Raw genomic sequence first — 24,015 nt, 5'->3', positions numbered from 1 at the left:
GTCGCCCGAGACCGGCTCAGGCTTTCGGCATCGTGCTTCAGGCGACGAGCGCCCGGGCGACCGCCTTGCGTATATCGGGAAGCGCGAATGGCTTGGCGACGACGTCGATGATCTTTTCGGCAAGATCGTCGGCCCGTTCGCGCTGTTCGGCATAGCCGGTCATCAGCAGGATCTTCAGGCCGGGAAAGGCATCTTTTGCCTGATGGGCGAGTTCGATCCCGTCCATCACGGGCATGCGGATATCCGAAAGCAGCAGGTCGTAGGCCCCGTCCCTCAGCTTCTCCAGTCCCTCGGCGCCATCGGCGGCTTCATCGGTCTCATGACCATCGAGCCTGAGCGCCCGGGCTACGAAAGACCGCAGGGAGTCCTCGTCTTCCGTAATCAGAATTCTTGCCATATGTGCATTGCTCCGTCTTCAGCCCACGACGGAAATCACCAGACTTTCCTTTTCGATCGGTAAAGATATCGAAGCGATGGGCGGAATGGTTAACAAGCCGTCTCGACCGCATGACAGCGCCGCGCGTCTGACAAAACGCGCAAGGACGCTGTAAGATTTTGAATCACTGCATAGTTTTGCGACTGAGGAATTGTGCGGCAGCTCAGGCGTCGCCGGTCACCACGCCGACGAAGGGCAGTTCGCGGAAGGCGTAGGCGACGTCCATGCCGTAGCCGACGACGAAATAATCGGGGCATTCGAAGCCGACATAATCGGCCTCCAGCTTTTCCTTGCGCTTGACGCGCTTGTCGAGCAGCACGGCGATGGTGACGTTGCGCGCGCCGCGCTCGAACAGCAATTCCTTGGCAAAGAGCAGCGTCCGGCCGGATTCGAGGATATCGTCGATCAACAGGACGTCGCGGCCATGGACGTCGCTGTCGATATCCTTGACGATGCGCACGCCCTGCGAGACCGTGCCGATGCCGTAGCTCGACAGCGTGATGAACTCGACCTCGGGGGCAAGCCCGCTATCATGCAGGGCGCGGATCAGGTCGGCGGCGAAGATGAACGACCCCTTGAGCACGGCGATGACGAGCAGGTCCTTGGTCGGCCCGTTGGCGATCTCCCGCGCCATCGAATGATTGCGCTCGGCGATCTGCTCGGCAGTGAAGAGCGGCTCGATATTTTTTCCGCGCACGACAGGCATAAGGGCTTGCTCCATGAAAAGAAGGGTAAGCCGTTAGCACATATGCGAGCTTGAAACAGCCTCGCCAGCCATGAAATTAATCGGATTGGCGCGACCTGCGGCGGGAAAGTCAGCCATTCCGTATCAAGTCGCTCTCTACGGCAGGAACGAGAGCCGGACCTCCGGCAGTTTTCCGCCGGCATGCTGGACGCGGGCCGAGAAGCCCCGGCTCTGGCCGCCATAGATGACATCGGAGGGCGGATTGATGACGATGCTGGCGGTCAGCCGCTCGTCGGTGACGAGATCGGCGCGGATCGGCTGCACCGTCTGCGTCGTGCCGCTGTCGTTTTCGATGATGCCGTTGATATCAAGCACGCGCATGCCGTTGGCGTCGCGCGGCGCCACCGTCACATGGGTGAAATGCAGCGGCGCTCCGGGATAAGCAGGCTTGGCGGAAAGGCCGGAAAAGCCCCCCGCAAGCCCGAAGGCGAGCACGGCGAGCGCCAGCACCAAGCCTGCGAAGCTCCGCATCGAGGCGCGCTGCAGGAAGGCTTCCACGTCGCGCAGAACGGTTACCATCGCGGTCGTCGGCAGCGCCTGTGCCGCCTGAGCGCCCGCCGCGCGCTTGCGGTTGTCGTTATAGGTCCTTGCCGTAAATTCCGTCGGCCGGGCTTTGCCGAGCGTCACGAATTCGGCGTCGGAAATATCGGCGGGACGCGCCGCACGGTTTTGGCGGGCGGCAGGCTCCGGCGGCAGGAAATCATAGGCCTGGCCCGGCGTCCGGCGGCTGAAGGAGGATGCTTCCATGGTGACTGCCTCGCAGATGTCCACATGGTTTCGCTGCCAGGGCTAATCTTGGCATTGAAACGAATCCTGCTCAGTCGTAAATTTTAATGGTTAATGCTTCGCAAAGATCGCCATCAAACGGGCGTCTTTCCGGCAAAATTTACCGGCTGTTAACGGTGTTGGTTAACAAGTCACGCGGTGAAACCCACAACAGACTGAGCTGCCCGTTGATCCACTTCGAGAATGTCGGTTTGCGCTATGGCATGGGCCCGGAAATCCTCCGGGACCTGACCTTCGACATTCCGAAGAAATCCTTTCAGTTCCTGACGGGCCCATCGGGCGCCGGCAAGACGTCGCTGCTGCGGCTGCTCTTCATGTCGCTGCAGCCGACGCGCGGCCTGATCCGCATGTTCGGGCGCGACATTTCCGAAATCCCCCGCCCCGAACTGCCACTGCTGCGCCGCCGCGTCGGCATCGTCTTCCAGGATTTCCGTCTGCTCGATCATCTCACCACCTATGAGAATGTGGCTTTGCCCTTACGCGTGCGCGGCAAGGATGAGAGTTCCTACAAGACCGACGTCCTGGAACTGTTGAAATGGGTGGGCCTCGGCGAACGCATCAACGTGCTGCCGCCGGTGCTCTCCGGCGGCGAGAAACAGCGCGCCGCAATCGCCCGGGCGCTGATGGACCGGCCGGAAGTGCTGCTTGCCGACGAACCCACAGGCAATGTCGACCCGCCGATGGCCAAGCGCCTGCTCAATCTTTTCCTTGAGCTGAACCGCCTCGGCACAGCCGTTGTGATCGCCACGCATGACCTGGCGCTGATGGAACAGGTGGAAGCCCGCCGTATGATCCTCTCGGGGGGGCATCTCGATATCTATGACTGAGCCTCCATCCAGAAACCCGGACAAGGCGCCGGCCAAGACTGAGCAGAAGCGGCCGGAAATGCGCGTGCGCCCGACGGCGCCGATCCTGCCGCCGTCCAACATCCAGGGCAGCGCCTTGATGGTGGTGATATCGATCATGGCCTTTCTCGCCTGCCTGACGCTCGGCGGCGTCAGCATGGTCCGCTCGACGGCGGCGAGCTGGGAGAGCCAGATCTCCCGCGAGATCACCATCCAGATCAAGCCGGACGACAATCTCGACATGGAAAAGGCGCTGACTCAGGCGCGTGACCTGGCGCTGACCTTCGTCGGCACCAAGAGCGGCCAGATCGTCGACGAGGCGGCCACCGCCCGCCTGCTCGAACCCTGGCTCGGCCCCGGTCTCGATCTCAAGGACCTGCCCGTTCCCCGCCTCGTCATCATCACCATCGACGAGAGCAATCCGCCGGATTTCGATTCCATGCGGGCGCTGCTGAAAGACAGTATTCCGCAGGCCACCCTCGACGATCACCGCACCTGGGTCGACCGGCTGGTGTCCATGGCCCATACGACCGTGATGATCGGCACCGGCATCCTGCTCCTGGTCTTCTCGGCGATGGTGCTGACCGTCGTCTTCGCCACGCGCGGCGCGCTGTCGGGCAACCGCCACATCGTCGAAGTTCTGCACTTCGTCGGCGCCGAAAGCTCCTTCGTCGCCACCGAATTTCAGAAGCATTTCCTGAAGATCAGCCTCAAGGGCTCGGCGATCGGCAGCGCCCTTGCCGCTCTCTTCTTCGCCACCGCCGGCTTTTGGCAGAGCCGCACGCTGGCCACCCCGGAAACCGATCAGGCGACGGCACTGTTCGGCACCTTCTCCGTCGGCGTGCTCGGTTATGCCGGCATCTTCGCAACGATGATCGTCATTGCCCTTCTGACGACCTTCACCGCGCGCCTGACCGTCATGCGGACGATCTATGAAATCGATACATTGCGCTCGGACCCGACACGCACCGACGGCATTGCGAGTTGATCGTGACCATGCCGTTTTGTGATGAAAGCGTCTGTTCCGCGCCGCAATCAGCGTATAGTCACGATTCATGACGATGGGAGATACGACACCCAACCCGATTCATCAGGACCCGGGGCTTGACCGCCCGGTGGCGTTGCCGCCGCGGCGCGGGCTGATCCGGCGCCTGTTGCGCTGGGGCGGTTTTGCCTGCGTGCTGGCGATCGCGCTGGTGTTCGGCGGTTTCCTGCGTTTTGCCGATTCGGTCACGACGCTGAAGCCGCCGGCCGAGCCGAAGGCCGATGCGATCGTCGTGCTGACGGGCGGCTACCAGCGCATCGACCAGGCCGTGGAACTGCTGCAGAAAGGCGCCGGCAAGCGCTTGCTCATCTCCGGCGTCCACCCGACGACGACCCCGGCGCAAATCCGCAGGATGACGCAGGGTTCGGCCGATCTTTTCTCCTGCTGTGTCGATATCGGCTACGATGCGATCGACACGATTGGCAATGCCGAAGAAGCTTCGAACTGGATCCACGCCAAGGGATATCGCAGCGTTCTGATCGTCACCAACAACTACCACATGCCGCGCAGCCTTGCCGAACTCTCCTATGTCGACCCCGATATCGAGTTCATCGCTTACCCTGTGGTCAATTCGGATTTGAAGAGCCGAAACTGGTTCACCGACCCGAATGCAATGCGCGTCATGCTGGCCGAATATGCCAAAGTGCTGTTGACCGGCGCCCGCAACATCACCGGCTTCGGCCGCCACACCGGATTACGCTCGGCCAGCGCGTCGGGCGAGAATTGACGCGTTTGCTGGAGCATGATGCCGAAAAGCATGAGCGGTTTTCTCGTGACGTCATACTCTAACTCTTTAATCCAGAACAGGATTCAGATTTCAGGCCGGGCTTAAAATCTGAATCCTGATCTGCAGCATCATCAAACGCTTTTTATGACGGGCAATATCGTGTAGGCCGGTCGCGTGAGCATGCCTCGGGAAAGTTTCATGATCGCCCTGCGTTCCGTCCTCTTCAACACGATCTTCTACGCCAACCTCATCATCAGGATGATCGTGCTCTCGCCCTATTATTTCCTGGCGCCGCGCCTGACCGCCTATGCGATCCCGAAAAACTGGGCGCGCTCCAACCATTGGCTGATGCGGGTGATCGTCGGCACCACCTTCGAGATCGAAGGCTTGGAGAACCTGCCGGAAGGCAGCTATATCCTGGCGCCGAAGCACCAGTCCTTCTGGGATACCTATGCCCTGCTGCCCTGGCTCAAAGACCCGGTCTACATTCTCAAGCGCGAACTGATGTGGATTCCGCTGTTCGGCTGGTATGCCAAGAAGCAGCGGGTAATCCCGGTCGATCGCGGAGCCCGCGGCAAGGTGATGGTGGAGGTGCTGAAGCGCACGAAGGAAGAGCTTTCGACCGGCCGCCAGCTGATCATCTATCCCGAGGGCACCCGCCGTCCGCCGGGCGCCGAGCCGGTCTATAAATACGGCATCGCTCGCATGTATCGCGATCTCGCCATCCCCGTGGTGCCGATCGTCATGCATCCCGGTCTGTTCTGGCCGCGCCGGAGCATTCGTCGTTATCCCGGCCATTTCAAGGTGAGAATCCTGCCGCCGATCATGCCGGGAATGGATCCGGACGCGTTTTTCGCCCAACTGATCGAGGTATCGGAGCGGGCAAGCGACGAGCTTCTGCTCGAAACCGTCGAGGCTAACCCGCATGTGCCGCTGCCGCCGACTGCGGTCGAAAGGGTAGCGGAGCTTCGTAAGCTGAAGGCGGCGACCGCCTGAAGTCACACGGCGCGCAGCCGTTCCACTTCGCCGACGACCTGTTCAAGCCAATGGTCGCGAATGCCCATCTGCCGCAGATGCGCCAGCGTGTTGAAGACATAGGCGTCGTTGGGGCCTGACTGACCCTTGGCCTCGTTCACCACCCGCGCCGCCGCAAGCGCGTCGAGCGTGCCGGCATATTGCTCGTGGTCGCGATCAGCGATGTAAGTCACCGCCTCCATCCGGCGCCGGCCGGCAAGCTGCAGCTGCACCCGGCGCTCCAGGTAGACATTGGTCACCAGCTCGCGGGCGCGGAGATAATCGATCACCTCATCCCATTTTTCCGGGGAAATGCGGAACGCCATGCCGCGGCAGGCGCCGCCCCTGTCGAGGCCGAGAACCAAGCCCGGATTGTCGCGCGTGCCGCGATGGACGAAGGAGCGGACGCAGAGCGAGCGCCTGTAGCCGTAGATCAGAGCCTCTTCCCGCTCCATGAATTCGAAGCCCGGATTCCACATCAGCGAACCGTAGCCAAATACCCAAAATTCGTCCATATCGCACGCCAGACCGGAATCACATTTGCGATTCACCATTGGAGAACATCATGGCAGCGTCAAGCCAATCCGGTAGCAGCCAATCCGGCATCGGTAAGAAATTCTGGCTGCTGGGCGGCGGCATCCTCCTGGTGATCGCGCTTTATACCGGCGGCTGGTTCTATGCCGCCTCGGCGTTGAAGACCACGGTCCTGAAGGCGATCGCGCCGCGCGACCAGGCGGGCGTCAGCGGCGAATGCTCCGATATCGAATTCCGCGGCTATCCTTTCCGGATCGGCCTGTTCTGCTCCAAGATCGATGTCGACGATACTGCCAACGGCGTCTCCGCCACCTTCGGCGCGCTGCGTTCGGCAGCCCAGGTCTATGCGCCCGGCAATATCGTCTGGGAGCTCGATTCGCCGGCCGAGATCCGCACCAGCAACGGCCTTTCGATCTCGGCCCAATGGGCAAATCTGGAGGCGAGTCTGGCGACCAAACTGCAGGGCATCAATCGCAGCTCGACCGTCATCGAGGGCCTGAAGGCGACGGCGGTTTCCTCCTACACCGGCCAGACCATCAGCTTCGATGCCGCCCGCACCGAAATCCATCTGCGCCAGAACGGAGCCGATCTCGACGGCGCGATCTCCGTGCAGGATGCGAATACGGCGATCAAGGACTGGCCGCAGATCTTCCCGAAACTCTCCGCCAGCATCGATCTGACCATCGCCGGCAAAGCCGGCCTGATCGACGGCAGTGACCCGAGCGGCCTCAACGGTGCCTCCGGCGAACTGCGCCGCATCGTCGCCGACATCGGCGACGGCAAGGTGATGACGCTGACCGGCCCCTTCTCCTTCGACGATCAAGGTCTCCTCTCGGGAAAATTCAAGCTGGAGATCGAACAGCTCGGCCCCTGGGGCGACAGCCTGAAACAGACCTTTCCGGATATCGCCCCGACCGTCAACACGGCGACGAAGCTCCTGAAATCGCTGGCCGGCGGCAAGGACAAGGTCTCGGTCGATCTCGTCGTCGATCGCGGCAACGCCACCGTCAGCGGTTTCATCCCGCTCGGCCGGATTCCGCCGATCTGAGCCTCTCGCCTTTCAGGTTAAGCGCTTGATGAAAAAGATTTCCGGCACGGACTGGAGTCCAGGCAGCTCGATCGCGCCTGTCTCGAAAAACCCGTTGCGGCGATGCCAGTCCTGCGGCCGGCTCTCGTCGCATTCGCTCGAGGTCATCAGCAGGCGGGCGCCGTCGCCACGCATCGCCGCTTCCCAGGCGAGAAACAGCGCCGTCCCGACGCCCGACCGGCGGTGGCCGGGCAGGACCCGGATCATTTCCATATAGGGAACCCTGCCCCAGAAGCGGGAGAAGCGCAGGAAGCCGATGATCTCGCCAGCCTCCCGGGCGACGAGATATTCGCCAAGCGCCACGCATCGCGATACCCATGCCTTGCCGGCACTGGCATCCTCGCGAGCCAGCCAGTCGATATCGGCTCGGCTTGCGCTCGCCACCTCCGCCATCGGATGCGGCTACTTCTTGTCCAGCGGGTGGGGGCGGCCGAAGTCCGGCGCGTCAACATCCTGGCCGGCCTGGACGATCGAGCGGCGGATGGCGCGCGTGCGGGTGAAGAGTTCGAAGATCTTATCGCCCTCGCCCCAGCGGATCGCCCGCTGCAGATAGGCGAGATCCTCCGAGAACCGCGCCAGCATTTCGAGGATCGCATCGCGATTGTGCAGGCAGACGTCGCGCCACATGGTCGGGTCGGAGGCGGCAAGACGGGTGAAGTCGCGAAAGCCGGAGGCCGAATATTTGATAACCTCGGACTCGGTCACCGTCTCCAGATCGTCGGCGGTGCCGACGATATTGTAGGCGATGATATGCGGCAGGTGCGAGACGATCGCCAGCACCTTGTCGTGATGCTCCGCATCCATCTCGTCGACCTTCGAGCCGAGCGCTTGCCAGAAGCTGCGCAGCCGTTTCAGCGCCGTCTCGTCGGTGCCGGCGACCGGCGTGAAGATGCACCAGCGGCTTTCGAAGAGACCGGGAAAGCCGGCATCCGGGCCGGATTTCTCTGTGCCGGCCAGCGGATGGCCGGGAATGAAATGCACGCCGGCCGGGATATGCGGCTGCATCTGCGCGATGACGGAGGCCTTGGTGGAGCCGACATCGGTGACGATTGCACCGGGCTTCAGGCTGGACGCGATCTCCTTCGCCACACTTTCCGAAGCGCCGACAGGCACCGAGACGATTACCAGATCGGCACCCTTGACGGCATCGGCCGAAGAGGTCGTGTAGCGGTCGCCGAGGCCGAGTTCTTCGGCCCGCTTCAGTGTATCGGCGCTGCGTGTGGCGACGACGATCTCTCTTGCTAGGCCGAGCCGCCGGATATCGTGGGCAAGCGAAGAGCCGATCAGACCGATGCCGATCAGCGCGATACGATCGAACTGCACGTTCATGCTTTGTGTCCCATGAATTCGCTGAGTGCGGCAATGACGCCGCGATTGGCCTCTTCGGGGCCGATGCTCATCCGCAGCGCATTGGAAAAGCCGTAGCTGCGCACCGCGCGCAGGATATAGCCGCGGCTCGTCAGCAGCTCGTCGGCATCGGCGGCGCGCTTGCCGTCGATATCGGGGAAATGGATGAGAACGAAATTGGCGACGGATGGCGTCACCTTCAGGCCGATCGCTTCGAGTGCCTGGGTGAGCGTCTCCACCCACATCTGGTTGAAGGAGATGGCCTGCTGAACGAAGGCCTGGTCGCGGATGGCCGCCGCGCCGGCGGCGATTGCCGGCGCGTTCAGATTGAACGGCCCGCGCACGCGGTTCACCGCGTCGACGATCTCGGCCGGCGCATACATCCAGCCGACGCGCAGCGCCGCCAGTCCATAGGCCTTCGAGAAGGTGCGGGTCATCACCACATTGGCGTTTGAGGACACGACCTCGATGCCGGCTTCATAATCGTTGCGGCGGACATATTCGGCGTAAGCCGCATCGAGCACCAGGACGACATGTTTCGGCAGCCCGGCCTGCAGGCGGCGGATTTCGCTGACCGGGACATAGGTGCCTGTCGGATTGCCGGGATTGGCGATGAAGACGATCTTCGTTTTCTCCGTCACCGCGGCAAGGATCGCATCGACATCGACGGTGTGATCCTTTTCCTTCACGACGACGGGCGTGGCGCCGGCGCCCTGGATCTGAATCTTGTAGACCAGGAAACCGTGCTCGGTGATGATGCCCTCGTCGCCGGCGCCGAGATAGACATGGCAAAGCAGGCCGAGCAGCTCGTCGGAACCGTTGCCGCAGAGGATGTTGGCCGGGTTGAGGCCGTGTACGGCGGCGATCGCTTCGCGCAATTCCACCGCCTGCCCGTCAGGATAACGCCCCAGACTGTCGGCAGCCGTCTTGAAGGCTTCGACCGCCTTCGGACTGGCGCCGAGCGGCGTTTCGTTGGACGAAAGCTTGTAGACGCGGGCAACCCCCGGCGCATGTTCCTTGCCCGGCACATAGGATGCGATATCGAGAATACCGGGACGCGGAACGGGCTTGCTCATCTCAACGCTCATGGGTCGACCTTGGAATTGCCGGAAATGACCACGTGGCATTAAAGCGGAATGCCGTTCTTGTCGAGAGCCGGGACGGCGTCAGCGGTTGCGCGTTGTCGGCACGCCATGGGGTGCCAGAACCGGCACGAAGACGCGGCGGGAGGCGCGTGCGGCGACCGGCAGCCCCTGGTAGAGCCGCTTCTGCGCCTCGACGATGATGACGCCTGAAAAAGCCGGCCACAGCGTCCGGCCGATCCGCTCGAAGGCGCGGCGGAGCCGCAGGATGGTTCTGAGCTTCGAGGGCGGGAAGAACAGCGCTTCGGCGGTCGCGCCGGGCGTGAAATTCGTCTCGCGCAGCAGAGCCGTCAGCTGCCCGCGGGAATAGGGCCGGCCCGAGCCGAAGGGCGTATGCTCCATCCGCGCCCAGACGCCGCGCCGGTTCGGCACGACGATGACAAGCCGTCCGCCTGGCGCCAGCACCCGCCAGAGCTCCTTCAGCGTCTCGCGCGGGCTTTCGGCGAATTCCAGCGAATGCACCATCAGCACCCGGTCGATCGAGGAATCCGGCAGCGGCAATTCCTCGTCGAAGACCAGTGTCGTCGACGAGAGCGAGCCCATCGGCCAGTTCACCGCCCCCTGCCCGGCCGGCATGAAGGCGAAGGTCCGCTCGGTGTCGGCCTGGAAGCGGTCGAGGAAAGGCACGGCATAACCGAGGCCGACCAGCCGCTCCTGCGGCAGCCGCACCCAGAGCGACGAAAGCGCCATGGCGATCGACTGCTCGGCAAGACGCCCGAGCTCGGAATGATAGAACTGGCGTAGGTCGACGATATCGGCGTGCATTGCGACAAATGTTATCAGCGGGCGGTTGGACTTCAAGGCCGGACCCTCTACATTTCCGCGAGACTCGCATGACAAGGGACTATTGCACGATGAAATCTTTGGAATTGGACGTTTTTCTCTGCCGCACCGACAATTTCGGCGTTCTCGTCCACGACCCGGAAACAGGATTTACCGCAGCGATCGACGCGCCGGAGGAGGCGCCGATCCTGGAAGCGGCGACACGCCGCGGCTGGAAGATCACCCATATCTTCACCACCCACCACCACACCGACCATGTCGCCGCCAATCTGGCGCTGAAGGAGCAGTTCGGCTGCGAGATCATCGGCCCGATCAACGAGGCCATTGCCATTCCCGGCCTCGATCGGACGATGGCCGATGGCGACAGCTTCCTTTTCGGGGATCACACGATCAACGTCATCGAGACACCTGGCCACACCGCCGGCCACATCTGCTATCACTTCGTCGACGACAAGCTGCTCTTTGCCGCCGACACGCTGTTTGCGCTCGGCTGCGGCCGGCTGTTCGAACGCCCCGCCGCCGATATGTGGCATTCGCTGCAGAAGCTTGCCGTGCTGCCGGATGAGACCGCCGTCTATTTCGGTCATGAATATACGCTCTCCAACGCCCGTTTCGCACTGACGGTCGATCCCGGCAACGAGCGGCTGAAGGGCCGTGCCGCCGAGATCGAGGCCTTGCGCGCCGACGGCAAATTCACCATCCCGACGACGCTGGGGCTGGAAAAGGAAACCAACCCGTTCCTGCGCGCCGCCGATCCGGCGATCCGCCGCAATCTGCTGATGGAAGGCAAGACCAATGAGGAAGTCTTTGCCGAGATCCGCAAGCGCAAGGACAATTTCTGATGTCTGCCGAGGACATCATCCGCGCACTCGCCATGCAGCCGCATCCGGAAGGCGGCTGGTATGTGCAGACCTTCCGCGACACGGCAGGCGGAGAACGCGGCCATTCGACGGCGATCTATTACCTCCTGACCAGGGGGCAGCGCTCGCACTGGCATCGCGTCCATGACGCGGTGGAGGTCTGGCATTATTACGCCGGCGCGCCGCTTTCGCTGCACCGCTCTGAAGACGGCACGGCAAGCGAGAGCCTGACGCTCGGAACCGATCTTGCGGCCGGCGAGCGGCCGCAGGCGATCGTTCCCGCCAATTGGTGGCAATCGGCCGAAAGCCTCGGCGATTTCACCCTTGTGGGATGCACGGTTTCGCCCGGTTTCGAATTTTCGAGCTTCGAGATGGCGCCGCCAGGCTGGAAGCCCGGCGGCTGAGATCATTCTGCCGCAACGGCTGGCTGGATCTTGCGGCGGAACATGTCCCGGGCGGCCAGCACCGCCCCGCCGGTGACGAGCAGGCAGGCGAGCGCGATGCGCCAGCTCGGCTCGGCAAAGCCGAACAGCGTCAGGATCAGCGTCGACAGCAGCGGTGCGGCATAACTCGCCGCACCGAGGATCTGGATATCGCCGTTCTTGACGCCGTAATCCCAGGCATAGAAGGCGGCGCCGACCGGCAGGAGGCCGAGCCCGGCGACGGCGAGCCATTCGAAAGCCGTGGCCGGCCAGACGGTCGTCTCCAGGCCGAGATGGCAGAAGAGCGACAGGATCGAGGTTGCCAGGCAGAAGCCGGTGACGACATCGGTGGAGACGGCGTCGAAACGCCGGGTCAGCAGCGAGTAACCGGACCAGGTGAAGGCGCAGAGGAAAGCGGCGCCGTAGCCGACGGAATAGGCGCCGTTGAAATCGATGCCGTTGCGGCCGACGATCAGGAAGGTGCCGCAAAGCCCGGCAAGGGCGCCGGTAACATGATACCAGCGCAGCCGCTCGCCCGGCAGCAGCGCCGAGCCGACGACGATCAAGAGCGGCCAGAGATAGGCGATCAGCCCAGCCTCCACCGCCGGGGCGTTCCGGAGCGCGGTGAAATAGAGGAAATGATAGCCGAACAGGCCTGAGATGCCGGTGATCCAGACCTTGGCCGGCTGCTTCAGCAGCGCCAGCCGTGCGGGGTTGAGGGCAAGCACCGCGAGGCCGGGAAGGCTGCCGATCGCAAAGCAGACGGCCGAAAGCTGGAACGGCGGCATCTGGCCGGAGGCGGCCGTGAACAGCGCCAGGAACGACCACATCAAAATGGCGGTAAAACCGATCAACGTCGCGCGAAGCCTCACCCGTCCCCCTTTGACGGAGGCATGAACTCCGTCAGCTGCTGCCGTATTTGACGGCAGTGATCGTCACCATTCCATATTCTGTGGGAATGCGCACATAGACGGGAGCGTATACATTTGCCGCGTCCGACTTGGCAAACCAGATTTCCATCCGGTCGCTCTTGCTCAGATAGTCGATATCCTTGCGGCCCTTCTTATAGCCCGAGCGCGGCACGAAGCGCACGCCGCAGACGGTGGCCTTGCCCTTGAAGCCGTTGGTCGAAAAATCCTCGTCGCCCTTCGGCGACAGCACCAGATCCATGCGCGTCTCGCCGTCGAAGATCGGCAGCGTCTGCGAGCAGACCTTGGTGTCGCCGGTGAAGACCAGGCCGGAGATCGGATCGAGCACCGAGCGCATGTCGCGCGGCGTCACGTCGATCCAGTTCTTCGGGCGTTTCGGCGGCGGTGTCGTCGTCGCCGAGACGATGTCGCCGTTGCGGTAGCTGACCTCGTAGACGCGGGCCTTCTTGCCGCTCTTGTAGTAGAGCGAATAATTCTGCGCCTGCAGCCTGTCGTTGCGCACGACGCCGGTGACGCTGGTTTTGGCCGAAATCGTCGTGACCAGATCGGCAAGACCGGCCGAATTGATGCTGCCGGCGATCTTATAGCTGTGATCGTCCTCGATCTTGGTCAGGAAGGCGGCGCGTGCGATCGGCAGGCCGGCAAGCGTCACCCTATATTCCGTCCGATGCTGGATTTCGGCCGCCGATGCCGGTATGGCAAGCAGCGCTGCGATGGCCGAAATGAAAATCCGTCTGCCCGAATGAGCCATGAGTGAAGCCTTGTCCTGCGGCGCGCCGGCAGCCTTTGCCGGAGCGCTCTATACTCCTGCCGTGAAGGGAAGAAAACAGCAGCTTTTTGACAGAATTGCGGGAAAGCCCAAGGTTTGGCTTGACGCGGGCGGCCTGCCTGACTATAGAACCGCAACTTTCCAATCATGCCCGTTGGATTGCGCGCCCGGTTTTGCCGGGAATGGCAATTCGATGGCCCGAGAAAAACAAGAATAGGTGTTCCATGTCCCGCGTGTGCGAATTGACCGGCAAGGCCGTCCTGACTGGTAACAATGTCAGCCATGCCAACAACAAGACCAAGCGCCGGTTCCTGCCGAACCTGTGCCAGGTGACGCTGATTTCCGACGCTCTCAACCAGCGTTATCGTCTTCGCGTTTCGGCTGCTGCCCTTCGCTCGGTCGAGCATCGCGGCGGCCTCGATGCCTTCCTGCTCAAGGCCAGCGAAACCGAACTGTCGATGCGCGCACGCCTGCTGCGCCGCCAGATCGTCAAGAAGACTGCCGAAGCGGCTGTTGCTGCCTAAGCTTCTGCTCTTCTTTCATACGGCTTCGAAAGGCTTGCACGGATGACCTCCGGTCAAGCCTTTTGTTTTGCCTGACCACTCCAACTGGTGGCATCACCCAGGATAAAAAAATGCTGAAGACCCGCTATACCATTGCCTATGTCGCGCTGATGACGCTCGTCGTCGTCGCCTCCAACTTCCTCGTGCAGTTTCCGCTGAACGCCGAAGTCGCCGGCATCAACCTTGCCGACATCCTGACTTGGGGCGCCTTCTCCTATCCGGTCGCCTTCCTGATCACCGACCTGACCAACCGCCAGTTCGGCCCGCAGGCAGCCCGCAAGGTCGTCCTTGCCGGCTTCGTCGTCGGCGTGACGCTGTCCTTCTTCACCTCGGTGCCGCGCATCGCCATCGCCTCCGGCTCGGCCTATCTCGCCGGCCAGCTGCTCGATATCGCCGTCTTCAACCGCCTTCGCCGCCAGGCCTGGTGGCGCGCGCCGCTCGTCGGCTCGCTGATCGGCTCGGCGCTCGACACGGTGATGTTCTTCTCGCTGTCCTTCGCCGCGTTTTTCGTCTTCCTCGGCCCGAACGAACCCTTCGCGCTCGAAGCAGCCCCCGTCCTCGGTGTCTTCGCCGCCGAGGCGCCGCGCTGGATCTCCTGGGCGATCGGCGATTTCGCCGTCAAGATGATCGTCGGCCTCGTCATGCTGCTGCCCTATGGCGCACTGATGAACGTGCTGCGGCCGATGCAGGCGGCCCGCGCCAGCTGAGCGAATTCACCGACGCCGCCGGACCGCGCCGGCGGCGATGGCAGGATGCAGAACAACCTGCGCCGCCAGTTCGTCGATCTCAAGCGATGAATCAAGCCGCAGCACCGGTGCCGTCTGGGTTTCCAGCCATTGCTCATGCGCCGCCAGGCTGCGGCGCTCGGGACCGGCCGTATCGTAGCTCGCCGCCCATTCCAGGAATTGCCCGCTTTTCACTTCCATGTCGCCGCCCGGCCCGATCCTGTCTCCGTATCGGGCGGTCTCCCGGGCGCGGATGCGCGCCATCCGAAGCTCGGGCTCGATCCTGAGGAAGACGATCAGATCGTAGAGCGGCTCGAGCGGCATGCCCCATTTCAGCGCCGATCCTGATAGAACCCAGCCGCCGGGCCGGCCCGTCTCCTCGAGCAGCAGCCGGATGCGCTCACCGGCATCCCTCGGCGTCGTGAACGGCGGATCGGTCGGCAGCCAGAAGAAATCGTCGGTGTCGAGATGGGCGATATCGAGCCTCTCGGCGAGCACAAGGCCGAGCGATGTCGTGCCGGAACCGGACGCGCCCATGACGTGAATATGCACCATGATCGTCTCCGAAAGCTGCAAACCGATGCAGCGGGATAACCGAGGCATATGACGTCAATTTGACGCCGGTCGCTCAGCGAGCCGGAATTCCAGCATCAGATTGCGCTGCAGGAGCGAATGATTGTCGTCCGACACGAGAATGATATGGGTCGTGCCGTCGGCGGCCTGGAAGGCGTCCAGCCCTTCCATATTGTCGATCTGAGAATTGAAGTTGCCTTCGAGCAGCAAGTCGCCGTCGACGACGGCCCCGGGCTTGATATCGGCGCCTTTGACGCGCCGAAGGCGCATGCCGATGCCTTCGGCCATATTGAAGCGGCGCTCCAGGAGCAGCAGGTCGCCGTTCGGCAGGAAGGCGCCGTCGGTGACGTCGAAGCTGCCGTCGCGGGCAACCGCGAACTGCCCTTTCAGCGGCCCGCTCAGAATCGCCGCCAACCGGTTGCCGTCATTGTCGAGACCGCGCTCGGAGACGATGACCACGCCGCCCTTGAGCGGGCCCGATGCGGGCGCCACGGTGATGGTCTCGATGCCGCGATTGTCGCTCAGCATCTTGCGCGGGATGAGGATCGGCAAAGTGCCGATCGCGCCGGATTGGGCAAAACCTGGATCGGGATAGACATCGACGCGGTGATCCTGCTCGAAGGAGACCAGGATCCGGTCGCCGTCGAGCGCCAGACCCTCGGCATCCATATGCCCCTTGCCCTCGAAGCTGCGCCCGGCGCTGTTTTTCATCGGGGTGATCTCGACATCGGCAAGGCCGGAAAGCCTGCCCTTGATGTCGCGTTCGACACTGCCGGTCAGCCACTGGCCGGTATCGAGCACCATGACGAAATGTTTCTGGTCCGGCCGGAAGCGGATGGCGGAGAGCGAGCCGAACAGCGCCCTGCTGGAGACCATCTCCAGGCCGCCGAGAAATTCCAGCGACCCGAATGTCGTCTGCGAAGAGCCGATCCTGAAATCGGAGATTTGCCGGCTAATGACCGGCACGTCGCCCGCCCATGCAGGGCAAGCGCCGGCGGCAACGCAGAAAGCGATCAACGCCGCGCGGCGAACGCGCTTGCCAGTCATTTTTCCTTCAGCGGCGTCAGCCGGCACGGCGGAGCCGGCCGCCGCGCGGCTGGACGGATTGATCTTCGAACAGCGAGGCGAGCTGCTCGGTCATCGCGCCGGCAAGCTCGTCGGCATCGACGATCGTGACGGCGCGGCGATAGTAGCGCGTCACGTCGTGACCGATGCCGATCGCCAGCAATTCGACAGGCGAGCGGGTCTCGATCCGTTCGATGACGGCGCGCAGGTGCCGCTCGAGATAATTGCCCGGATTGACCGACAGCGTCGAATCGTCGACCGGCGCCCCGTCCGAGATCATCATCAGGATGCGACGCTGCTCGCGACGGGCGAGCAGGCGGTTATGCGCCCAGATCAGCGCCTCGCCGTCGATATTTTCCTTGAGCAGCCCCTCGCGCATCATCAGCCCTAGATTGGCGCGTGCCCGCCGCCACGGCGCATCGGCCGATTTGTAGATGATGTGGCGCAAGTCGTTGAGGCGGCCCGGCGTCTGCGGCTTGCCGCCGGCAAGCCAGCTTTCCCGTGCCTGCCCGCCCTTCCAGGCCTTGGTGGTGAAGCCGAGGATCTCGACCTTGACGCCGCAGCGCTCCAGCGTGCGGGCGAGAATATCGGCGCAGGTGGCGGCAACCGTGATCGGCCGGCCGCGCATCGAGCCGGAATTGTCGATCAGCAGGGTGACGACCGTGTCGCGGAACTGCGTATCGCGCTCCATCTTGAAGGAAAGCGCCTGCATCGGATCGATGATGATACGCTGCAGCCGGGCCGGATCGAGATAACCTTCCTCCAGGTCGAAATCCCAGGAGCGGTTCTGCTGCGCCATCAGGCGGCGCTGCAGCCGGTTGGCGAGGCGGCCGACGGCGCCCTGCAGATGCGCCAGCTGCTTGTCGAGGAAGGCGCGCAGGCGCTCCAGCTCGGCCGCATCGCAGAGTTCCTCGGCGGTGATGATCTCGTCGAACTCTTCGGTAAAGACGTGATAATCGACCTTCTCGTTGAAATCAGCGAAAGGCGTGTTCGGACGGCGGGTCTCGCCCGGCGTCTCCGAATCGTCCTCGCCCTCTTCCATCATGTCGTCGTCGGAGATTTCGGCGCCTTCGGTCTCGCCGTCCTCCATCTGCTCGTCGGCGACTTCGCTGTCCTCGACCGGGGCGGCATCGGTGCCGGCATCCTCGTCGACCTCGTCCTGATCCTGCTCGTCGCCGCTCGGCTGGTCTTCCTGATCCGACTGGTCGTCATTGTCGGCGTCGCTGTCGTCGTCGCCGTATTCCTCGGCCATTTCCATGGCCGACAGCATGTTGCGGACGACCTTGGCGAAGGCCTGCTGGTCGTTGATCGCGCCCGACAGATTGTCGAGCTCGGCCCCCGCCTTGTCCTCGATGAAGCCGCGCCAGAGGTCGAGCACCTTGCCGGCAGTTTCAGGCGGGCGCTGGCCGGTCAGCTTCTCGCGCACCATCATCGCGACGGCTTCGCCGACCGGTGCGTCTTCCTGACGCTCGATGCCGGTGAAATTCGCCTTGGAATATTTCTCCTCGGTCATGGAGCGCAGGTTCGACGCCATGCCCTCCATGCGCAGCGCGCCGATCGATTCGACGCGCGCCTGCTCGACGACATCGAAGATCGCGCGGGCGTCAGAGCCCTGCGGCGCCATCGTCGCATGCATCTTCTCGTCATGGCAGGCAAGGCGCAGCGCCATGGAATCGCCGAGCCCGCGGGTGACCGCCAGCTCATGCGCCGTCGGCCGCTTGGAAAGCTCCGGCAGCCGGATGCGCTCGCCGGTCATCCCCGGCCGTTCATTGGCGAAGGTTACCTCGACATCGCCGTCGCCGGCGACCGAGCGCACGCAGCCGGATATTGCCCGGCGCAATGGCTCGACGTCGACGGGCGCGCCGGGCTTTGCTTTCGAATTGTCACCGCGAGCTGCCATGATCGGTCGGTCTCAGGCTCCGAGAACGATATTGGCGGCACTCTCCTTCAGCTCGACGCCAAAGGCGCGCTGATAGTGCTCGGCGACCAGAGGACGCTCCAGCTCGTCGCACTTGTTGAGGAAGGTGACGCGGAAGGCGAAGGCGAGATCGCCGAAGATCTCGGCATTCTCGGCCCAGGTGATGACGGTACGCGGGCTCATGACGGTGGAGAGATCGCCGTTCATGAAGGCGGCGCGGGTCAGGTCGGCGACACGGACCATCTTCGACACGGTCTCGCGGCCTTCCCTGTCCTTGCCGAAGCTCTTAACCTTGGCGGCGACGATGCCCACTTCGTGATCATGCGGCAGATAATTCAGCGTCGTGACGATCGACCAGCGGTCCATCTGTGCCTGGTTGATCTGCTGCGTGCCATGATAAAGGCCGGTGGTGTCGCCGAGGCCGATCGTATTGGCGGTCGCAAACAGGCGGAAGGCCGGGTGCGGCCGGATGACGCGGCTCTGGTCGAGCAGCGTCAGGCGGCCGGAGGATTCCAGCACGCGCTGGATGACGAACATCACATCGGGACGGCCGGCGTCATATTCGTCGAAGACGAGCGCGACATTGTGCTGATAGGCCCAGGGCAGGATGCCGTCCTTGAATTCGGTGATCTGCAGCCCGTCCTTGATGACGATCGCGTCCTTGCCGACCAGATCGATACGGCTGACATGGCTGTCGAGGTTGATGCGCACGCAGGGCCAGTTGAGGCGCGCCGCCACCTGCTCGATATGCGAGGACTTGCCCGTTCCGTGATAGCCGGAGATCATCACGCGGCGGTTATGGGCGAAGCCGGCCAGAATGGCGAGCGTCGTGTCGCGGTCGAACAGGTAATCGGGGTCGAGGTCCGGCACATAGGCGTCGCCCTTGCTGTAGGCGGGAACGCGGATGTCGGAATCGATACCGAAGGTCTCGCGGACCGAAACGGTGGTATCGGGCAGTTCTGCTATATCAAGGTCGATCTTGCTCATCATGTCTCCAAGGCGGGTGATGCCACCCGGCCATACTGTCTCAGGCCATGTCGCAACCGTGACGCCGCGATCTAATTCCGCGCCCGTCCAGGTCGGAACGTCGGCGATGCTTCTCCGGGACTGAAACGAAACCTCGGCGGGATGATGTCCGCGTGCGAGCATTCTTGAAAGAGTCCCGGACAAGAAACGCCGCGTCCGGAAGGTCGGCGGAGGCGATGTCGGGAAAACGCACAAATATGAGCCGCGTTTGCCTGCGGCCTCAGCCGATTTGGACCATACCCGATTGAAGCCCAAGAGCAAGGACGGGAATTAACAAAAACCGTTCTGCTTCAACAATTGATAGGCCTGGATGACGGCGCGAAAACGCTCTTCCGAGCCGCGGTCGCCGCCATTGGCATCCGGATGGTGCTTCTTGACCAGTTCCTTGTAGCGGCTCTTGATCTCGGCCGACGTCGCATTGGCGTCGAGACCCATCGTATCGAAGGCCTTGCTTTCCAGCGACTTCAGCTTGCGCGCCTGGGGAAAACGCGGCCCGCTGCCCTTGCCGCCTTCCTTGACGAAGCCGAAGGGATCGCGAACGCGGGTATAGGCGCCGGAGCGCACCTCCGAATGCAGCGGGCTGTCCTTCGCCGACTTGTTGACGCCGACGGTCCATGTCGGCCGGTGGCCGGTGATCGCCTCTTTCTGGTAGCGGGCGATCTCGCCGTCCGACAGACCGGAGAAATAATTATAGCCCTTGTTGTAGTCCTTGACGTGCTCGAAGCAGAACAAAAAGAACTGGCCTTCCGCATTGCGCCCGACAGGAGCGCGATGCGAGCCCTTCTTGTCGCAACCGTCCCATTGACAGGTAGGCGGTGCCTGTTCTGTCTCCTGCTCGCGTTTGCGGCGTGTTCGGATGCGATCGAAATATTTGGAATCAAGTCTCATAGCGGCGCTAATTATGAGGCTGTCGCGAGGCGACAACAAGAATTGACAAACGGGTTTGTTGCTGGCTTGGTGGGAACCCTTTTCGCGAAGCAGCAAGACCGAATGATGACCCTGCGAACCCGCATCGAAGAAAAACTAGTCGAAGCCTTCGCGCCGGAGCGCCTGAGCGTCGTCGACGAAAGCCATCTGCATGCCGGCCATCAGCCCGACATCACCGGAACCGGCGAAACCCATATGCGGGTGAGAATCGTCTCGGCCAAGTTCGCCGGCCTGTCGCGGCTGGCGCGCCACCGGGCGATCACCGACCTGTTGAAACCGGAACTCGATGCCGGCCTGCATGCACTGGCCGTCGAGCCGGCAGCACCTGGCGAGCCGACACGCTGGTAGCAGCGCCTATATGGAGAACAATCACCCGCGATCCAAGCCGGATCACGCCGGTTTTGCGCCGTCTTCTCCGGCGGGGCGGATGCGCAGCTTGGTGATGCGGTTCTTTTCCCGTTTCATGACGATGAAACGCTTGCCGTAAAAGGTGAAGGCCTGGCGCTCTTCCGGGATGATCATCGATTCATGGATAACCAGGCCGGCAATCGTCGTCGCCTCCTCGTCGGGCAGGTGCCAGTCGAGGGCGCGGTTCAAGTCGCGGATCGGCACGCCGCCGTCGACGACGACGGAACCGTCGGCCTCCTGGCGCACGCCCTGTATCTCGATATCGTGCTCGTCGGAAATATCGCCGACGATTTCCTCGAGAATATCCTCCAGCGTGACGATGCCCTGCACCTCGCCGTATTCGTCGACGACGACGGCGAAATGCTGCTTGCGGCGCAGGAAGGCGTTGAGCTGGTCTTCGAGATTGGTGCTGTCGGGCACGAACCACGGCTTCTGCGCGATCTTGACGATGTCGAGGTTCTGCGGTTCCATGTTCGGCTCGGCCAGCGCGCGCAGCAGATCCTTGGCATGGACGACGCCGATGATGTTGTCGATCGTGCCGCGCCACAAGGGCATGCGCGTATAGGGACTTTCGAGAATGGCGCGCACCACCGCCTCAGGCGGATCGTCGGCGTTGATCGCCCGCATCGCCGTGCGGTGGACCATGATGTCGGAGAGTTCGAGCTCGCCGAGATCGAGTACGCCGCCCAGCCGGTCGCGGTCAGCTTTCACCACCGATCCCTCGCGGTGCAGCAGGTCGACGGCGCCGCGCAGCTCCTCATGCGCCGTCAGCATCGATACCTCGCGCGAAAGGTTGATGCCGAATAGGGCCAGGATCCGCCGGACGATCGCATTGACGAAGGAGGAAATCGGGCCGACGACGAGAACGAAGAGCCTGGCGGGAACGGCAACGGCAAGCGCGAAACGGTCGGGTGTAGAAATCGCCCAGCTCTTCGGCAGCACTTCGGCGAAGATGACCAGGATGACGGTCATGGCGAGCGTCGCCAGCGCCACGCCGGAACTGCCGAACAGCCCGAGGAACAGGCTGGTGGCGATCGACGACGACAGGATGTTGGCGAGGTTGTTGCCGATCAGCAGCGCGCCGATCAGCCGGTCGCGCCGCTCGATCAGCTGCCGGACGATGCCGGCGCGTTCGTCGCCGTTGACCTCAAGCGTATGGATGCGGCTGCGCGAAACCGCGGTCAGCGCCGTTTCCGAGCCGGAAAAGAAGGCGGACATCAGCACCAGCGCCGTGATCGAAAGGATCTCCGGCCAATATGTCGCAAGAAATGCCAGAGCGCCTTCGACGGTCATCAGGGGTGTTTTTCCCTGAGAAAGCTGATCACTTCGGAGGCCGGAACATCGTCGGCGACGAAGGATTGGCCGATGCCGCGCGTCAGAATGAAGGTGAGCTTGCCGCTCTTGACCTTCTTGTCCTGGGCGATTGCATCCATCAGCATCTCGGCCGGCGGCAGCTCGCCCGGAATATCGGACATGCGGGTCGGCAGGCCAACCTCCTGCAGATGCCGCTCGACGCGCCGCGCATCGTCGGGGCTTGCAAGGTTCATCCGTGCGGAAAATTCATGCGCCAGCACCATGCCGATCGAGACGCCTTCGCCATGCACGAGGCGGGCGCTGTCATAGGTGGTCGCCGCCTCCAGCGCATGGCCGAACGTATGGCCGAGATTGAGCAGCGCCCGCTGGCCGTTCTCGCGCTCGTCGGCAACGACGACATCGGCCTTCGCCTGGCAGCTGGCGGCAATCGCCTCAATGCGGGCGGAGCCGCCTGCAAAAACCGCCTGCCAGTTGGCCTCAAGCCAGGCGAAGAAATCCGGCTTGTCGATCAGCCCGTATTTGGCGACCTCGGCGTAGCCGGCGCGGAATTCGCGCTCGCTCAGCGTATTCAGCACGTCGGTATCAGCCAGAACCAGATCCGGCTGATGGAAGACGCCAATCAGGTTCTTGCCGTGGCGGGAATTAATGCCGGTCTTGCCGCCGACGGAGGAATCGACCTGCGCCAGCAGCGAGGTCGGCAGCTGCACGAAGCGCACGCCGCGCCGCACGATCCCTGCCGCAAATCCCGAGAGGTCGCCGATGACGCCGCCGCCGAGCGCGACGACGCAATCGTTACGCTCGACGCGGGCCTCGAGCACCTTGTCGCAGGCGGTCATCAGATGTTCGAAGCTCTTGGTCTTCTCGCCGGCCGGCAGGACGACCGCGGCCGAGGCGATGCCCGCTTCATCAAGGCTTGCGACAAGCGCCTTGAGATAGAGCGGCGCGACATTTTCGTCGGTGACGACAGCCGCCTTGCGGCCCTTGAGGCGGGAGGCGATTTCGGCGCCGGCCCGCGCGATCAGCCCCGGCCCGATCAGGATGTCGTAGGCGCGCTCGTCGAGCGGCACATGCACCGTCTGGACGGCGGCGGCGGAGGGTATCGCATTCATGAGGCTGCATTTTCCTTCTGGGCTTCGATCAGCGCCTGCAGCACCTCGTCGGCCATGATTTCCTTGCGCACGTCACGCGAGAGCACGGTGAGGTCGGCCTGCGCATAGATCGGGTAGCGCGCATTCATCAGGCCTTCGAGCGTCTGCCTGGGGTTTTCGGTCTTGAGCAAGGGCCGGTTGTCGCGCTTGTTGACGCGCTCCCAGAGCACGTCGAGGTCCGCCTTCAGCCAGACGGAAACGCCGCCCTTCTTGATGTGCCTGCGCGTCCGCTCGTTGATGAAGGCGCCGCCGCCTGTGGACACGACCCGTGGCCCGCTCCTGACGAGCCGCTTCATCACCCGCGTTTCCAGCGCCCGGAACTCTTCCTCGCCATAGGCGGCGAAAAGTTCGGGGATCGTCATGCGCGACACCCGCTCGATTTCATGGTCGCTGTCGATGAAGGGAATGCCGAGCTGGCTGGCGACGATGCGGCCGACGGCGGATTTTCCCGCGCCCATCAGCCCGACCAGGATCAGATTGCGTGAACCGAGCGCGGCGCGAGCTCTGTCTTTCAGGCTGTCAGCAACGGTCAGCAGTGGTTCACTCATCGGTCCATTCACACTTTGTTTGCAAACCGTATCGACAAATGCAGGTGGAGCGTCAAGTCGCGGACAAGGGAATCATGGCTTGAATAGCGCTTCTTGCACTTGCAGATACGCTTCTTATAACAGAAGCAGAGCATGAAGGAGTTGCCGGATGCCGACGCTGTTCCGTTTTCTGTTCGTCTGCGCGATCCTCGCCGGGACGGTCTACGGAGCGATGTGGGCGCTTGTGACCTTCGTCGAGCCCGAGCCGCGCGACGTGACGATCCGCATTCCGTCTGAGCGGGTCAATCCGCCGGCGACGGGCGCGATCGGCACGACCAGGAAGTGACCGG

Annotated in this window: 30 protein-coding genes; 12 read left to right on the top strand and 18 right to left on the bottom strand. The window is 63.0% G+C overall.

Annotated elements, in window-relative coordinates:
* Positions 1–37 precede the first annotated feature (37 nt).
* The 3 genes from QMO80_RS15285 to QMO80_RS15275 form a co-directional block, all read right to left on the bottom strand.
* Positions 38–397: a response regulator gene (locus QMO80_RS15285; RefSeq protein WP_003567048.1), complete on the bottom strand. Its 360-nt coding sequence runs from the start codon at positions 395–397 to the stop codon at positions 38–40.
* 202 nt (positions 398–599) lie between these two features.
* Positions 600–1,142 carry a hypoxanthine phosphoribosyltransferase gene (gene hpt, locus QMO80_RS15280; RefSeq protein ID WP_003567049.1) on the bottom strand — a complete coding sequence of 181 codons (543 nt, stop codon included), beginning with the start codon at positions 1,140–1,142 and terminating at the stop codon, positions 600–602.
* A gap of 135 nt (positions 1,143–1,277) precedes the next feature.
* Entirely contained in the window at positions 1,278–1,928 is a 651-nt protein-coding gene (locus tag QMO80_RS15275; protein WP_283197319.1) for a hypothetical protein, read from the bottom strand.
* Positions 1,929–2,134: 206 nt separating this feature from the next.
* On the opposite strand from QMO80_RS15275, the gene ftsE reads away from it, so the two are divergent.
* From ftsE to QMO80_RS15255, 4 genes are all read left to right on the top strand, one after another.
* The gene (ftsE, locus tag QMO80_RS15270; protein ID WP_003567051.1) at positions 2,135–2,794 is read left to right on the top strand and encodes a cell division ATP-binding protein FtsE; all 660 of its coding nucleotides are present in this window, start codon (positions 2,135–2,137) and stop codon (positions 2,792–2,794) included.
* Entirely contained in the window at positions 2,787–3,800 is a 1,014-nt protein-coding gene (locus QMO80_RS15265) for an ABC transporter permease (RefSeq protein ID WP_097629648.1), read from the top strand. The genes ftsE and QMO80_RS15265 overlap by 8 nt, the downstream gene beginning before the upstream one ends.
* Positions 3,801–3,867: 67 nt before the next feature.
* Positions 3,868–4,584: a YdcF family protein gene (locus tag QMO80_RS15260; protein WP_183855654.1), complete on the top strand. Its 717-nt coding sequence runs from the start codon at positions 3,868–3,870 to the stop codon at positions 4,582–4,584.
* Between the two features lie 198 nt (positions 4,585–4,782).
* Entirely contained in the window at positions 4,783–5,580 is a 798-nt protein-coding gene (locus tag QMO80_RS15255) for a 1-acyl-sn-glycerol-3-phosphate acyltransferase (protein ID WP_283197318.1), read from the top strand.
* 2 nt (positions 5,581–5,582) lie between these two features.
* Here QMO80_RS15255 and QMO80_RS15250 read toward each other — a convergent pair whose 3' ends face one another.
* A complete protein-coding gene (locus tag QMO80_RS15250; protein WP_283197317.1) occupies positions 5,583–6,113 on the bottom strand; it encodes a gamma-glutamylcyclotransferase in 531 nt (176 codons plus the stop codon).
* Positions 6,114–6,163: 50 nt separating this feature from the next.
* On the opposite strand from QMO80_RS15250, the gene QMO80_RS15245 reads away from it, so the two are divergent.
* Positions 6,164–7,180: a DUF2125 domain-containing protein gene (locus QMO80_RS15245; RefSeq protein ID WP_283197316.1), complete on the top strand. Its 1,017-nt coding sequence runs from the start codon at positions 6,164–6,166 to the stop codon at positions 7,178–7,180.
* A gap of 12 nt (positions 7,181–7,192) precedes the next feature.
* Here QMO80_RS15245 and QMO80_RS15240 read toward each other — a convergent pair whose 3' ends face one another.
* The 4 genes from QMO80_RS15240 to QMO80_RS15225 form a co-directional block, all read right to left on the bottom strand.
* On the bottom strand, positions 7,193–7,612 hold the full coding sequence (locus QMO80_RS15240) for a GNAT family N-acetyltransferase (protein ID WP_283197315.1): 420 nt from the start codon (positions 7,610–7,612) through the stop codon (positions 7,193–7,195).
* Positions 7,613–7,621: 9 nt separating this feature from the next.
* The gene (locus tag QMO80_RS15235) at positions 7,622–8,548 is read right to left on the bottom strand and encodes a prephenate/arogenate dehydrogenase family protein (RefSeq protein ID WP_283197314.1); all 927 of its coding nucleotides are present in this window, start codon (positions 8,546–8,548) and stop codon (positions 7,622–7,624) included.
* Positions 8,545–9,642: a histidinol-phosphate transaminase gene (gene hisC / locus QMO80_RS15230; RefSeq protein ID WP_283197313.1), complete on the bottom strand. Its 1,098-nt coding sequence runs from the start codon at positions 9,640–9,642 to the stop codon at positions 8,545–8,547. Before hisC ends, QMO80_RS15235 begins: the two co-directional genes overlap by 4 nt.
* 90 nt (positions 9,643–9,732) lie before the next feature.
* Positions 9,733–10,509, bottom strand: a complete 777-nt coding sequence (locus tag QMO80_RS15225; RefSeq protein WP_003589943.1) for a class I SAM-dependent methyltransferase — start codon at positions 10,507–10,509, stop codon at positions 9,733–9,735.
* A 53-nt stretch (positions 10,510–10,562) separates the two neighbouring features.
* Here QMO80_RS15225 and gloB point away from each other — a divergent pair, with 53 nt between their 5' ends.
* Both gloB and QMO80_RS15215 read left to right on the top strand, forming a co-directional pair.
* Positions 10,563–11,333 carry a hydroxyacylglutathione hydrolase gene (gene gloB, locus QMO80_RS15220; protein ID WP_283200196.1) on the top strand — a complete coding sequence of 257 codons (771 nt, stop codon included), beginning with the start codon at positions 10,563–10,565 and terminating at the stop codon, positions 11,331–11,333.
* Complete coding sequence (locus tag QMO80_RS15215; RefSeq protein ID WP_283197312.1) at positions 11,333–11,755, top strand: cupin domain-containing protein; 423 nt, start codon at positions 11,333–11,335, stop codon at positions 11,753–11,755. The genes gloB and QMO80_RS15215 overlap by 1 nt, the downstream gene beginning before the upstream one ends.
* A gap of 2 nt (positions 11,756–11,757) precedes the next feature.
* On the opposite strand, the gene QMO80_RS15210 is transcribed toward QMO80_RS15215, so the two are convergent.
* Together QMO80_RS15210 and QMO80_RS15205 are read right to left on the bottom strand one after the other, a co-directional pair.
* The gene (locus QMO80_RS15210) at positions 11,758–12,645 is read right to left on the bottom strand and encodes a DMT family transporter (RefSeq protein WP_283197311.1); all 888 of its coding nucleotides are present in this window, start codon (positions 12,643–12,645) and stop codon (positions 11,758–11,760) included.
* Between the two features lie 31 nt (positions 12,646–12,676).
* A complete protein-coding gene (locus tag QMO80_RS15205) occupies positions 12,677–13,453 on the bottom strand; it encodes a DUF3108 domain-containing protein (protein WP_283197310.1) in 777 nt (258 codons plus the stop codon).
* Between QMO80_RS15205 and QMO80_RS15200 the strand changes: the two genes are divergently transcribed.
* The 3 genes from QMO80_RS15200 to QMO80_RS15190 all read left to right on the top strand — a co-directional run bounded on the left by QMO80_RS15200 (position 13,452) and on the right by QMO80_RS15190 (position 14,741).
* Positions 13,452–13,688 (top strand): hypothetical protein, encoded by a 237-nt coding sequence (locus QMO80_RS15200; protein WP_283197309.1) that lies wholly within the window; start codon positions 13,452–13,454, stop codon positions 13,686–13,688. The genes QMO80_RS15205 and QMO80_RS15200 overlap by 2 nt on opposite strands.
* 7 nt (positions 13,689–13,695) lie before the next feature.
* On the top strand, positions 13,696–13,995 hold the full coding sequence (rpmB, locus tag QMO80_RS15195) for a 50S ribosomal protein L28 (RefSeq protein ID WP_003589938.1): 300 nt from the start codon (positions 13,696–13,698) through the stop codon (positions 13,993–13,995).
* 110 nt (positions 13,996–14,105) lie between these two features.
* A complete protein-coding gene (locus QMO80_RS15190) occupies positions 14,106–14,741 on the top strand; it encodes a VUT family protein (protein ID WP_283197308.1) in 636 nt (211 codons plus the stop codon).
* Between the two features lie 6 nt (positions 14,742–14,747).
* On the opposite strand, the gene QMO80_RS15185 is transcribed toward QMO80_RS15190, so the two are convergent.
* The 5 genes from QMO80_RS15185 to QMO80_RS15165 form a co-directional block, all read right to left on the bottom strand.
* Positions 14,748–15,314 carry an adenylate kinase gene (locus QMO80_RS15185; protein ID WP_283197307.1) on the bottom strand — a complete coding sequence of 189 codons (567 nt, stop codon included), beginning with the start codon at positions 15,312–15,314 and terminating at the stop codon, positions 14,748–14,750.
* A 54-nt stretch (positions 15,315–15,368) separates the two neighbouring features.
* Positions 15,369–16,379, bottom strand: a complete 1,011-nt coding sequence (locus tag QMO80_RS15180) for an esterase-like activity of phytase family protein (RefSeq protein WP_283197306.1) — start codon at positions 16,377–16,379, stop codon at positions 15,369–15,371.
* 16 nt (positions 16,380–16,395) lie between these two features.
* Positions 16,396–18,297 (bottom strand): cobaltochelatase subunit CobT, encoded by a 1,902-nt coding sequence (cobT, locus tag QMO80_RS15175; protein ID WP_283197305.1) that lies wholly within the window; start codon positions 18,295–18,297, stop codon positions 16,396–16,398.
* 12 nt (positions 18,298–18,309) lie between these two features.
* Complete coding sequence (gene cobS / locus QMO80_RS15170; RefSeq protein WP_283200195.1) at positions 18,310–19,302, bottom strand: cobaltochelatase subunit CobS; 993 nt, start codon at positions 19,300–19,302, stop codon at positions 18,310–18,312.
* A 309-nt stretch (positions 19,303–19,611) separates the two neighbouring features.
* Complete coding sequence (locus QMO80_RS15165) at positions 19,612–20,229, bottom strand: J domain-containing protein (RefSeq protein WP_283197304.1); 618 nt, start codon at positions 20,227–20,229, stop codon at positions 19,612–19,614.
* Between the two features lie 102 nt (positions 20,230–20,331).
* On the opposite strand from QMO80_RS15165, the gene QMO80_RS15160 reads away from it, so the two are divergent.
* Positions 20,332–20,616: a BolA family transcriptional regulator gene (locus QMO80_RS15160; protein WP_283197303.1), complete on the top strand. Its 285-nt coding sequence runs from the start codon at positions 20,332–20,334 to the stop codon at positions 20,614–20,616.
* Positions 20,617–20,658: 42 nt separating this feature from the next.
* Here QMO80_RS15160 and QMO80_RS15155 read toward each other — a convergent pair whose 3' ends face one another.
* Genes QMO80_RS15155 through QMO80_RS15145 form a run of 3 tightly spaced genes read right to left on the bottom strand, consistent with a single transcriptional unit; the run spans position 20,659 to position 23,686 of the window.
* Positions 20,659–21,969 carry an HlyC/CorC family transporter gene (locus QMO80_RS15155; RefSeq protein WP_283197302.1) on the bottom strand — a complete coding sequence of 437 codons (1,311 nt, stop codon included), beginning with the start codon at positions 21,967–21,969 and terminating at the stop codon, positions 20,659–20,661.
* Entirely contained in the window at positions 21,969–23,099 is a 1,131-nt protein-coding gene (aroB, locus tag QMO80_RS15150) for a 3-dehydroquinate synthase (RefSeq protein ID WP_283197301.1), read from the bottom strand. The genes QMO80_RS15155 and aroB overlap by 1 nt, the downstream gene beginning before the upstream one ends.
* Positions 23,096–23,686, bottom strand: coding sequence for a shikimate kinase (locus tag QMO80_RS15145; protein ID WP_283197300.1), 591 nt, complete (start codon positions 23,684–23,686; stop codon positions 23,096–23,098). The genes aroB and QMO80_RS15145 overlap by 4 nt, the downstream gene beginning before the upstream one ends.
* Before the next feature lie 148 nt (positions 23,687–23,834).
* On the opposite strand from QMO80_RS15145, the gene QMO80_RS15140 reads away from it, so the two are divergent.
* A complete protein-coding gene (locus QMO80_RS15140) occupies positions 23,835–24,011 on the top strand; it encodes a hypothetical protein (protein ID WP_167347748.1) in 177 nt (58 codons plus the stop codon).
* Positions 24,012–24,015: the final 4 nt, after the last annotated feature.

It is taken from the genome of Rhizobium sp. BT03, assembly GCF_030053155.1.
In the GTDB taxonomy this organism is placed as follows: Bacteria; Pseudomonadota; Alphaproteobacteria; order Rhizobiales; family Rhizobiaceae; genus Rhizobium.
Note: the sequence above shows the minus strand (reverse complement) of the source record. Positions and strands in the feature narration are given on the sequence as shown.